Source organism: Variovorax sp. RCC_210 (genome assembly GCF_041355175.1).
Taxonomy (GTDB): Bacteria; Pseudomonadota; Gammaproteobacteria; order Burkholderiales; family Burkholderiaceae_C; genus Variovorax.
Genome location: NZ_JBFUPJ010000001.1, coordinates 306,226 through 317,730, shown reverse-complemented (window position 1 = coordinate 317,730; position 11,505 = coordinate 306,226). Strand labels below are relative to the sequence as shown.

At 67.3% G+C, this 11,505-nt stretch carries 12 protein-coding genes; 6 read left to right on the top strand and 6 right to left on the bottom strand.

Translation table 11 applies throughout. The features are described from left to right. Positions 1-100 precede the first annotated feature (100 nt). The 6 genes from AB6807_RS01540 to AB6807_RS01515 all read right to left on the bottom strand — a co-directional run bounded on the left by AB6807_RS01540 (position 101) and on the right by AB6807_RS01515 (position 6,573). Positions 101-1,537, bottom strand: coding sequence for an aldehyde dehydrogenase family protein (locus AB6807_RS01540; RefSeq protein WP_371083252.1), 1,437 nt, complete (start codon positions 1,535-1,537; stop codon positions 101-103). 139 nt (positions 1,538-1,676) lie between these two features. Then, positions 1,677-3,011, bottom strand: a complete 1,335-nt coding sequence (gene gudD / locus AB6807_RS01535) for a glucarate dehydratase (RefSeq protein ID WP_371083251.1) — start codon at positions 3,009-3,011, stop codon at positions 1,677-1,679. A gap of 50 nt (positions 3,012-3,061) precedes the next feature. After that, positions 3,062-3,511, bottom strand: a complete 450-nt coding sequence (locus AB6807_RS01530; protein ID WP_371083250.1) for a nuclear transport factor 2 family protein — start codon at positions 3,509-3,511, stop codon at positions 3,062-3,064. A gap of 54 nt (positions 3,512-3,565) precedes the next feature. Next, positions 3,566-4,477 (bottom strand): 5-dehydro-4-deoxyglucarate dehydratase, encoded by a 912-nt coding sequence (gene kdgD / locus AB6807_RS01525; protein WP_371083249.1) that lies wholly within the window; start codon positions 4,475-4,477, stop codon positions 3,566-3,568. Between the two features lie 53 nt (positions 4,478-4,530). Then, entirely contained in the window at positions 4,531-5,544 is a 1,014-nt protein-coding gene (locus tag AB6807_RS01520) for a tripartite tricarboxylate transporter substrate binding protein (protein WP_116907997.1), read from the bottom strand. Between the two features lie 168 nt (positions 5,545-5,712). Next, positions 5,713-6,573: a FadR/GntR family transcriptional regulator gene (locus AB6807_RS01515; RefSeq protein WP_371083248.1), complete on the bottom strand. Its 861-nt coding sequence runs from the start codon at positions 6,571-6,573 to the stop codon at positions 5,713-5,715. A 127-nt stretch (positions 6,574-6,700) separates the two neighbouring features. Between AB6807_RS01515 and AB6807_RS01510 the strand changes: the two genes are divergently transcribed. The 6 genes from AB6807_RS01510 to AB6807_RS01485 are packed head-to-tail and all read left to right on the top strand — an operon-like array spanning position 6,701 to position 11,502. Beyond that, positions 6,701-7,462: an amino acid ABC transporter permease gene (locus AB6807_RS01510; RefSeq protein WP_371083247.1), complete on the top strand. Its 762-nt coding sequence runs from the start codon at positions 6,701-6,703 to the stop codon at positions 7,460-7,462. Further along, entirely contained in the window at positions 7,459-8,115 is a 657-nt protein-coding gene (locus AB6807_RS01505; RefSeq protein ID WP_371083246.1) for an amino acid ABC transporter permease, read from the top strand. Before AB6807_RS01510 ends, AB6807_RS01505 begins: the two co-directional genes overlap by 4 nt. After that, a complete protein-coding gene (locus AB6807_RS01500) occupies positions 8,099-8,917 on the top strand; it encodes an amino acid ABC transporter ATP-binding protein (protein WP_116908001.1) in 819 nt (272 codons plus the stop codon). The genes AB6807_RS01505 and AB6807_RS01500 overlap by 17 nt, the downstream gene beginning before the upstream one ends. A 56-nt stretch (positions 8,918-8,973) precedes the next feature. Then, entirely contained in the window at positions 8,974-9,768 is a 795-nt protein-coding gene (locus tag AB6807_RS01495; protein ID WP_116908002.1) for a transporter substrate-binding domain-containing protein, read from the top strand. 14 nt (positions 9,769-9,782) lie between these two features. Further along, positions 9,783-10,604, top strand: coding sequence for an NAD-dependent epimerase/dehydratase family protein (locus AB6807_RS01490; RefSeq protein ID WP_371083245.1), 822 nt, complete (start codon positions 9,783-9,785; stop codon positions 10,602-10,604). Continuing rightward, on the top strand, positions 10,594-11,502 hold the full coding sequence (locus tag AB6807_RS01485) for an SMP-30/gluconolactonase/LRE family protein (RefSeq protein WP_371083244.1): 909 nt from the start codon (positions 10,594-10,596) through the stop codon (positions 11,500-11,502). Before AB6807_RS01490 ends, AB6807_RS01485 begins: the two co-directional genes overlap by 11 nt. Positions 11,503-11,505 lie beyond the last annotated feature (3 nt).

Genomic DNA, 11,505 nt, shown 5'->3' with positions numbered 1-11,505 from the left:
TGATCGCGGTTCATCCACAGCGTGCCCTGCTCACACGCCCTGAACAGCAGCAACAAAAAAGCCCCCGGCAAGGGGGCTTCCAAAAGCACAAGACAACGAATCAGGCCAGCGTATAGGCCGTCTTCACCGTAGTGAAGAACTCCTGCGCGTACTTGCCCTGCTCGCGCGGACCGTAGCTCGATCCCTTGCGGCCGCCGAACGGCACGTGGTAGTCCACACCCGCGGTCGGCAGGTTGACCATCACCATGCCGGCCTGGCTGTGGCGCTTGAAGTGCGTGGCGTACTTCAGCGACGTGGTCGCGATGCCGGCCGAGAGACCGAACTCCGTGTCGTTCGCCGTGGCCAACGCCTCTTCGTAGTTTTTCACGCGAATCACACTCGCCACTGGGCCGAAGATTTCTTCCTTGTTGATGCGCATCGACGCGGCCGATTCGCTGAACAGCGCGGGCGACATGTAGTAGCCGTCGGTCTCCAGCTTCAGCAGCTCACCGCCGGCCGCCAGCGTGGCGCCCTCGCCCTTGCCGATGGCGATGTATTCCATGTCCTGGTTGAGCTGCGACTTCGACGACACCGGCCCCACGTCGGTGCCCTGCGCCAGCGCGTCGCCCACCTTGATCCTGGCCATGCGCTCCTTCATGGCCGCGATGAACTTCGGGTAGATGCCTTCGGTCACGATCAGGCGGCTCGACGCCGTGCAGCGCTGGCCGGTGGAGTAGAACGCGCTCTGCATGCTCAGCTCCACGGCCTGTGCCAGGTCGGCGTCGTCCAGGACCACCTGCGGATTTTTGCCACCCATTTCGAGCTGCACCTTCTTGTGGTTGGTCACGCACTGGATCGCGATGTTGCGGCCCACGCCCACCGAACCCGTGAAGCTGATCGCATGGATGCCGGGGTGCTTGACCAGCGCCTCGCCGATCACGCTGCCGCGGCCCATCACCAGGTTGAACACGCCGGCCGGAATGCCCGATCGGCTGATGATCTCGCTCAGCGCCCAGGCGCTGCCCGGCACCAGGTCGGCCGGCTTCAGCACCACGCAGTTGCCGAAGGCCAGCGCGGGCGCGATCTTCCACGCCGGAATGGCGATCGGGAAGTTCCACGGCGTGATCAGGCCGACCACGCCCACCGGCTCGCGCGTGATCTCCACGCCGATGTTCGGGCGCACCGACGGCAGCACCTCGCCCGACAGGCGCAGGCATTCACCCGCGAAGAACTTGAAGATCTGGCCCGCGCGCGTGGCCTCGCCGATGCCTTCGGCCTTGGTCTTGCCCTCTTCGCGCGCCAGCAGCGTGCCCAGCTCTTCCTTGCGCGCGAGGATCTCGGTGCCGATCTTGTCGAGCGCGTCGGAACGCGCCTGGATGCTGCCCGTGGCCCAGGCCGGAAAGGCCGCGGTGGCGGCGGCCACGGCGGCGTCGACATGGGCGGCGTCGCCCTGCGTGTACTGGCCGAGCACGTCGGACAGGTTGCTGGGGTTGACGTTGGGGCTGTAGCTTGCGCCGGCACGCCATTCGCCAGCGATCAGGTTGTCGAAGTTCTGCATGTTGTGTTCCTTTGAGTGCGATTCGCGAAGGGGCTGTTCATTTTCGGGACTACCGCGCAACCGGCTTTGCCGGGCCGCCGGTACTGCCCCCGGCAGGGGGTAGGAGACCACACGAAGTGGGCGAGCGTGGAGGCGCGCTTTATCTGACCATGCACGGCTTCTTGTTGTCGAAGGTCCAGTTCGGAATCAGGTATTGCATGGCCTGCGCATCGTTGCGCGCGCCCAGGCCGTGCTTCAGGTACAGCTGGTGCGCCTTCTCGACCTCGGCCATGTCGAGCTCGACGCCCAGGCCGCCGCGGGTGGGCACCTTCACATGGCCGCCCTCGATCTGCAGCGGTGCCTTGGTCAGGCGCTGGCCGTCCTGCCAGATCCAGTGCGTGTCGATGGCCGTCACCTTGCCCGGCGCGGCGGCCGCCACGTGCGTGAACATGGCGAGCGACACGTCGAAGTGGTTGTTCGAGTGCGAGCCCCAGGTCAGGCCCCAGGCCTGGCACAGCTGCGCCACGCGCACCGAGCCCTGCATGGTCCAGAAGTGCGGGTCGGCCAGCGGAATGTCGACCGACTGCAGCGACAGGCTGTGCACCATCTCGCGCCAGTCGGTGGCGACCATGTTGGTGGCCGTGGGCAGGCCGGTGGCACGGCGAAATTCGGCCATCACCTCGCGGCCCGAGAACACGCCTTCGGCGCCGCACGGGTCTTCGGCATAGGCCATCACGCCGTGCAGGTCGCGGCACAGCCGAATGGCGTCCTGCAGCAGCCAGCCGCCGTTGGGGTCGAGCGTGACGCGCGCCTGCGGAAAGCGCTCGTGCAGCGCGCGGATGGCCTCGACTTCTTCTTCGCCGCGCAGCACGCCGCCCTTGAGCTTGAAGTCGGTGAAGCCGTAGCGCGCATGCGTGGCCTCGGCCAGGCGCACGATGGCCTCGGGCGTCATGGCCTCTTCGTGGCGCAGGCGGAACCAGTCGTCGGCGGCGCCGGGGTCGCTCTCGTAAGGCAGGTCGGTCTTGTTGCGGTCGCCCACGTAGAACAGGTAGCCCAGCATCTGCACCGCGTCGCGCTGCTGGCCTTCGCCGAGCAGCGCGGCCACGGGCACCTCGAGGAACTGGCCCAGCAGGTCGAGCAGCGCGGCTTCCACCGCGGTGACCGCATGGATGGTCACGCGCAGGTCGAAGGTCTGCTGGCCGCGCCCGCCGCTGTCGCGGTTGGCGAAGGCGTGGCGCATGCTGTTGAGCACCGCGTGGTGCCGCCCGATGGGCTGGCCGACGATGAGGCTGCGCGCGTCTTCCAGCGTCTGGCGGATCTTTTCGCCGCCCGGCACCTCGCCCACGCCGGTGCGCCCGGCGCTGTCGGTCAGGATGAGCAGGTTGCGCGTGAAGAACGGGCCGTGCGCGCCGCTCAGGTTCATCAGCATGCTGTCGTGCCCCGCGACGGGAACCACGCGCAGGGCGGTGATGGTGGGGGTCTGGCTTGCGCTCATTGCACTCCTTGCGTTCCTTGCACTTGCTGGTGTTGCTTCGGTCGTCGCATTCAGACGCGAACGGCCTGGCGCGCCAGCAGCTTCCAGGTGCCGCCCTGCTTCTGCCACACGCCGAGGATCTTCAGCGCCACCTTGCCGGGCTTGCCCGAGTCGTTGGTGTCGGCCGCCAGCGAGTGGCGCACGATGGCGGTGTTGGCGTCGACCACCTTGATGGTCTGCTCGGTGATGGTAATGGTCACGAAGTCGGACTTGCCGTCCATCAGGTCGGCGATGAAGCTGGCCTTGGTGTCGACCTTGCCGCCCGAATGGCCGTAGCTCAGGTCGTCGGCCACCAGCGCGCCGAGCGAGGCGGCGGTCGGGTCGATCATGGCGATGCGCAGGCGCTCGGCGGCGGCGGCCACTTCGGGCTGGGCCGACGCGGTGCTGCCCGCGGGCATCATCGAGCAGCCCGAGAAGGCGACGGCCGCGGCGGCCATGAGGAAGATCTTCTTGATGGACATGGTGTTGTGTGTCTCCGTGTTTTTCTTGAATGCCTGCGGCGTTGCGGTGCCGGCTTACTGCGGGCCGAGCGCGTCGATCAGCGCCTTCAGCTGTTCCACCTCGGCGGGCTTCAGGTCGGTGAGCGGCGCGCGCACGGGGCCGGCGTCGTGGCCGACGATCTTTGCGCCCGCCTTCACGATGCTCACGGCGTAGCCCGGCACGCGGTTGCGCAGTTCCAGGTAGGGCATGAAGAAGGTCTTCAGCAGGTGGTGCTGCGTCTTCAGGTCGTCGGCGGCCACGGCCTTGTAGAAGTCCATGGCGGTCTTCGGAATGAAGTTGAACACCGCCGACGAGTACACCGGCGTGCCCATCGCCTTGTAGGCGGCGGCGTAGACCTCGGCCGTGGGCAGGCCGCCCAGGTAGGCGAAGCGGTCGCCCATGCGCTGGTAGATGGCGACCATGGCCTCGATGTCGCCGATGCCGTCCTTGAAGCCCACCAGGTTGGGGTTGCGCTCGGCCAGGCCGGCCAGGGTTTCGGGCTTCAGGCGGCTGGAGGCGCGGTTGTAGACGATCACGCCGAACTTCACGCTCTTGCACACGGCTTCCACGTGCGCGGCCAGGCCTTCCTGCCCGGCTTCGGTGAGGTAGTGCGGCAGCAGCAGGATGCCGTGCGCGCCGGCCTTCTCGGCGGCTTGTGCGCACTGGATGGCGAAGCGCGTCGGGCCGCCGGCGCCGGCAATGATGGGCACCACGCCGCGGCAGGTGTCCACCGCGGTCTTGATGATGCCGGGGTACTCGTCGCCCGTCAGCGAGAAGAACTCGCCCGTGCCGCCGGCCGCGAACAGCGCGCTCGCGCCGTAGGGCTGGAGCCATTCGAGGCGCTTGACGTAGCCCTGCGCGTTGAAGTCGCCGTTGCTGTCGAAGTCGGTCAGCGGGAACGAGAGCAGGCCGGAGCCCATGATGGTCTTGAGTTCTTGCGGGTTCATGGGGAAGAGTCCTGTGAAGATTTGAAAGAAAGAAAAAAAGCGGAGGCAGCCGGTCAGTCGAGCCTGACGTTGGCCTCTTTGATGACTTGCGCCCAGCGCGCGCGCTCCTTGGCGAAGAACTGGTCCTGCTCGGGCGCGGTCATGGTCACGACCTCGGCGCCCTGCCCCGCGAGGCGCGCACGGATGTCGGGCGTGCGAATGATGCGCACCAGCTCGCGGTTGAGCCGCGCGACCACCGCGTCGGGCACGCCGCGCGCGGCGACCATGCCTTGCCAGGTGCCCGACTCGAAGCCGGGCGCGCCCTGCTCGGCAATGGTGGGCACGTTGCCGATGAGCGGCATGCGCGTGGCCTTGGACACGGCGATGAGCTTGAGCTTGCCGGCCTGCACCTGCGGGTAGGTGGCGAGCATGCCGTTCATGAGCACCTGCGTCTGGCCCGAGACGGTGTCGAGCACGGCCTGCACGCCGCCCTTGTAGGGCACGTATTCCCACTTGGCGCCGATCTTGCGCTGCAGCTCGATGCCGGCCAGGTGCGCGGTGCTGCCGCTGGCGGTGACGGCGAAGTTGAGGTCGCTGCCGCTCTTTTTCGACAGCTCGACCAGCTCCTTCAGCGTGCTCGCCTGCACCGAGGGGTGCACCACCAGCAGGTGCGGCGAGTAGGCCAGCATGGCCACGCTGCGCAGGTCCTTCGACGGGTCGAACGGCAGCTTGGGGTACAGCGACGGGCTGATGGCCAGCGCGCCCAGGTCGCACAGCATGAGGGTGTAGCCGTCGGCCGGCGCCTTGGCCAGCAGGTCGGCACCGAGGTTGCCGTTGGCGCCGGCGCGGTTGTCGATGATGACCGACTGCCCCAGCGCTTCCGACAGCGGCTGCGTGATGGAGCGCGCAATGATGTCCGACGAGCCGCCCGGCGGGTACGGAACGATGATCTTGATGGGCTTGGCCGGCCAGTTGGCGCCTGCCCCTTGCGTGCCGGAGGCCGCCTGGGCGAACGCGCGAGCTGGCAGGCCGGCGGCCAGTGTGGTTGCAAGTGCGGCGCCCAAGGCGCCGCGTCGGTTGATGCGCATGCTGTCTCCTGATTGTTCGATGAAGCCACGACCTCGCTCGTCCCGCCTCGCGAGTTATCAGTCATCGTACAACTAGAAAAACAACTTGTCCAGATTGGACGCCAAGAAAAGTTGGCTCCGTGGTGTCGGAAAGTCCGGAAAGCCTGGGGCGCTGAAGGCCCTGGGGCGCTAGGGTGCCGGCGAGCCCTGCCCCGAAGCACTTGCAGCAGCATCGGCTTTCGCCTTCTGCTGCGCGGCTTCCTGCGCGATGCGCAGCCGCTCGCGGCTGTTGGTCAGGTGGATGCGCATGGCCGCGCGGGCCGACTCGGGGTCGCGCCGCGCGATGGCCGCGTAGATCTCTTCGTGCTCGCGGTTCACGCGGCTCAGGTACGGCGCCCCGCCCTCGTGCGTGCGAATGGCGCTGATGCGCGTGCGCGGGATCAGCGTGGTGCCCAGGTGCCGCATGATGTCGGCGAAATACGGGTTGCCGGTCGACTGCGCGATCTGCAGGTGAAAGCGAAAGTCGGGCCCCACCGTGTCGCCGGCCACCACCACGTTCTTCTCGAAATCGTCCAGCGCCTGGCGCATGGCCACGAGCTGCTCGTCGGTGCGGCGGCTGGCGGCCAGGCCGGCGGATTCGGTTTCCAGGCTGATGCGCAGTTCGAGCACGGCCAGCACGTCGACCGACGCGGCGATCTCGCCCGGGTCCAGGCGAAACACCCCGCTCGACCGCGGCTGCAGCACGAAGGTGCCCACGCCGTGCAGCGTCTCGACCAGCCCGCCGGCCTGCAGCTTCGACAGCGCCTCGCGCACCACGGTGCGGCTCACGCCGTAGGCCTGCATGATGGCCGACTCGGTGGGGAGCTTGTCGCCCGGCCGCAGCGACTGGCTGCGGATCTTCTCGCCCAGGTCTTCCACCAGCCCGTGGGCGAGGCCGCGTGCGCGCTGGCGCGGACGCCCCACGAACGCGGCACCCACGGCGGCACCGCCCGCCCCGGCTTCCACCGGCGCCTCTGATACCAAGGGATTACCCGCAATCGACTGAACCATGGTCACGATGATAATCCCCAAACTAGTTGTACGACAACAGATAACTTATCACTCAAACCTCTTTAGAAGCCGCTGCTGAAAGCGCCACAACCCCTGAAGAGGCACTGGCGGTCCGCACGGCACTCACATGAAGTATTCCCTCGACTTCGCCCCGTTGGCATCGTACTGGCCCGTTTTCGTCAACGGTGCATGGCTGACGCTCAAGATGACCGCGCTGGCCGTGGTCATCGGCGTGTGCGTCGGCACGCTGGTGGCCTTTGCCAAGCGCAGCCGCATCAAGCCGCTGTCGCGCGCCTGCACCGTCTACATCGAGATCGTGCGCAACACGCCGTTCCTGGTGCAGATCTTCCTGCTGTACTTCGGGCTGGCCAGCTTCGGCGTGCGCATGCCCACCTTCGCGGCCGCGGTGCTGGCCATGGTGATCAACATCGCGGCCTACGCCGCCGAAATCATCCGCGCCGGGCTCGAGTCGGTGCCCAAGGGGCAGATCGAGGCGGCCGAATGCCTGGGGCTGTCAAAGTGGCGCATCGGCTGGCACGTCATGCTGCAGCCGTCCATCGAGAAGGTGTACCCCGCCCTCACGAGCCAGTTCCTGCTGATGATGCAGGCCTCGGCCATGGCCTCGCAGATCTCGGCCGAAGAGCTCACGGCCATCGCCAACACGGTGCAGTCGGACACCTTCCGCTCGCTCGAGACCTACATCGTGGTCGCGGCGCTGTACCTGGTGCTCTCGCTGTTCATCAAGCTGGTGACCTGGGCGCTGGGCGAGTACCTGTTTCGCCGCCGCCGCGTCATTCGCCGCGCCACCGCGCAGGCCGGCAAGGCGCAGCCCGCCGCGGGCCCCGACACCTCCACGGCCGCGGTGGCCGTGCACGGGGGTGCCGCATGAGCATCGGCCACTTCACCTTCACCCACCTGATGTACCTGGTGCAGTCCATCGGCTGGACGCTGCTGCTCTCGGCCATCGCCTTCGCGCTGGGCGCCGTCGGCGGCTTCGGGCTGATGCTCGCGCGCATCTCGCCGCGGCCTTGGCTGCGCTGGTTCGCGGTGGTCTACATCGAGTGCATCCAGGGCATTCCGCTGCTGATCCTGCTGTTCATCGTGTACTTCGGCCTGTCGGTGTACGGGCTGTCGCTGCCCTCGCTGGTGGCCGCGGGCATCGCGATGATGATCTACGTCAGCGCCTACCTGGGCGACATCTGGCGCGGCTGCATCGAGGCCATGCCCAAGCCGCAGTGGGAAGCCTCCGAATGCCTGGCCTTCTCGCGCTGGCAGACGCTTCGCCTGGTGATCATTCCGCAGGCCATGCGCCTGTCGCTGCCCCCCACGGTCGGCTTCCTGGTGCAGATCATCAAGATGACCTCGCTGGCCTCGGTGATCGGCTTCGTCGAGCTCACGCGGGCCGGCCAGATCATCAACAACACCATCTTCCAGCCCTTCCTGGTCTTCTTCCTGGTCGGTGCTTTCTATTTCGCCCTGTGCTATCCGCTGTCGCGTTGGAGCGAAGCGATGGAGAAGAAACTCAATGTCGCCAATCAATAAGCCGTCGCCGGGCCGTTCCCAAGTCGGCTTTGCCGCCCCCTCGGGGGGTGGCGAAGCACACGAAGTGGCAAGCCGGGGGGCCATAGTCAAGCTGGACCACGTCTACAAGAGCTTCGGCTCCAACCAGGTCCTCAAGGGTGTTTCTTTCGAGGTCGCCAAGGGCGAGATGATCGCCATCATCGGCGCCAGCGGCTCGGGCAAGAGCACGGCGCTGCGCTGCATCGACCGGCTCGAGGTGATCGACAAGGGCACCATCGAGGTCTGCGGCATCCGCGTGGACAGCCCCGGCGTCGACCTGAAGCAGCTGCGGCTCGAAGTGGGCATCGTGTTCCAGAGCTACAACCTGTTCCCCCACCTCACGGTGCAGGAGAACATCATGCTGGCGCTGCGCCACGTGAAGAAGCAGTCGCGCGACGAAGCACGCGACGTTGCCGTGCGCGTGCTCGACCAGGTCGGCCTGAAGGCCAAGGCCGACGCCTACCCCGAACAACTCTCCGGCGGCCAGCAGCAGCGCGTGGCCATCGCGCGCTCGCTCGCCATGTCGCCCAAGGTGATGCTGTTCGACGAGGTCACCTCCGCGCTCGACCCCCAGCTCACCGGCGAGGTGCTGCGCGTGATGGAAGACCTGGCAGCCGGCGGCATGACCATGCTGCTGGTGACGCACGAGATGGCCTTCGCCAAGCGCGTGGCCGACCGGATCATCTACATGCACCAGGGCACCGTGTGGGAAACCGGCCCCGGCGAAATGCTCGACGCGCCCAAGACGCAAGAGCTGCACGCCTTCCTGAACAACGGGCTGTAAGCAGGCAGCCCGGGTTCCTTCATCACTCCCATATCAATTCACTCCAGGAGACTTTCATGAAACTCGGCAACCTCTTCACCCGCACCTGCATCGCGCTGGCCCTCGTGGGCGGCGTGGCGCAAGCGGCCATGGCCGACCAGCTCGACGACATCAAGAAGGCCGGCAAGGTGCGCGTGGCCATCGCCATGGGCACGCCGCTGTTCAGCTTTGCCGACGCCAACCTGCAGCCCACCGGCTCCGACGTGGACACCGCCACGCAGCTGGCCAAGGACCTGGGCGTGAAGCTGGAAATCGTGTCCATCACCAACGCCGCGCGCGTGCCCACGCTGCAGGCACAGCGCGCCGACCTGGTCATTGCCGACCTGTCGATCACGCCCGAGCGCGAGAAGGTCGTCGATTTCTCGGTGCCCTACGCGGTCATCAGCATCATCGTGGGCGGCCCCAAGAGCATCAAGGTGGCCGACTACGCCGACCTGAACGGCAAGCGCATCGGCCTGACGCGCGCCACCGTGAACGACACGCTCACCACCCAGCAGGCCAAGGGCGCGGAAATCGTGCGCTACGAGGACGACGCCACGCTCATCACCTCGATGGTCACCGGCCAGATCGACCTGTTCTCCAGCACGCCGTCGAACCTGAGCGAAATGGTCAAGCAGGCGCCCACGAAGAACCTGGAGCTGAAGTTCGCGCAGAAGGACTTCGACCTGGGCATCGCGCTGAACAAGGAGCAGCCCAAGCTCAAGGAGTGGGTGAACAACTGGGTCGTCACGAACCAGAAGAACGGCAAGCTCAACGCCATCTACAAGAAGTACCACAACCGCGACCTGCCCGAACGCATCACCAAGCTCTGAACGGACGAGTGAAGATGGAAGCCTCGAAGAACAAACTCAACCGGCTGCTGCTGACCGGCGCGGCCGGCGGCCTGGGCAAGGTGCTGCGCGAGCGGCTCAAGCCCTACGCCGACGTGCTGCGCCTGTCCGACATCGCCTCGCTGGCCCCGGCCGCCGACGCGAGCGAAGAGGTGGTGCCCTGCGACCTCTCCGACAAGGCCGCGGTGCATGCGCTGCTGGAAGGCTGCGACGCCATCGTGCACCTGGGCGGCGTGTCGGTGGAGCGGCCGTTCGAGGAAATCCTCGAGGCCAACATCAAGGGCATCTTCAACGTGTACGAGGCCGCGCGCCGCCACGGCGTGAAGCGCGTGGTGTTCGCCAGCTCGAACCACGTGATCGGCTTCTACAAGCAGAGCGAGCACATCGACGCGCACGCCGCGCGCCGGCCCGACGGCTACTACGGCCTGTCGAAGTCCTTCGGCGAGGACATGGCGCAGTTCTACTTCGACCGCTGGGGCATCGAGACGGTGAGCATCCGCATCGGCAGCTCGTTCCCCGAGCCGCTCAACCGCCGCATGATGAGCACCTGGCTGAGCTACCGCGACCTGACCACGCTGATCGAGAAGTCGCTGTTCACGCCCGACGTGAAGCACACGGTGGTCTACGGCATGTCGGACAACCGCGACGTGTGGTGGGACAACAGCGCCGCCGCGCACCTGGGCTTCGTGCCGCAGGACGGCTCGGAAGTGTTCCGCGACAAGGTCGAGCAGCAGCCCCCGGTGGCGCCGAACGACCCGAACGCCATCTACCAGGGCGGCGCCTTCACCGCACAGGGCCCGTTCGGCGATGCCGGCTGAGCTCGTTCTCGACGCGCGCAACGCCACCGGCGAAAGCCCGGTGTGGCATGCGCGCGAGCAGGCGCTGTACTGGGTCGACATTCCGGCGCGCACGCTGAACCGCTGGCACGCGGGCGAAGGCCATGCGATGTGGACCGCGAACGAAATGATCGCCTGCATCACCCCGCGCGCGGACGTCCCCGGCGAGTGGATCGCCGGCATGGAAAGCGGCCTCTTCTCGCTGAAGCCGCAGGCCGACAGCACGCTGGCCGCCACCTCGCTGGCCAAGGTCGAGCACGCGATGCCGGCCATGCGCTTCAACGACGGCCGCTGCGACCGCCAGGGCCGCTTCTGGGCCGGCACCATGCTGCTGGACATGGCGGCGGGCGCGCGCGTCGGCCGCCTCTACAGCCACGCAAGGAGCGACACAGGCGACACAGGCAACTCGGGCGCGGCCCTGCGCATGGACGACTTCATCGTGCCCAACGGCCTGGCCTTCAGCCCCGACGGCCGCACCATGTACCTGTCGGACTCGCACCCCACGGTGCAGGCCGTCTGGGCCTTCGACTACGACACCGACACCGGCACGCCCCGCAACCGCCGCCTGTTCATCGACATGCAGCCCCTGCCCGGGCGCCCCGACGGCGCCGCCATGGACACCGACGGCTGCTACTGGATCTGCGGCAACGACGCCGGCCTGGTGCACCGCTTCACGCCCGACGGCCGGCTCGACCGCTCGCTCGAAGTGCCGGTGAAGAAGCCGGCCATGTGCGCCTTCGGCGGCGCGGGCCTGGACACGCTGTTCGTCACCTCCATCCGGCCCGGCGGCATCGACCTGTCGGACCAGCCCCTGGCCGGCGGCGTGTTCGCGCTGCGGCCCGGCGCGCAGGGCGTTGCAGAGCCGATGTTCGGCACCTGAAGA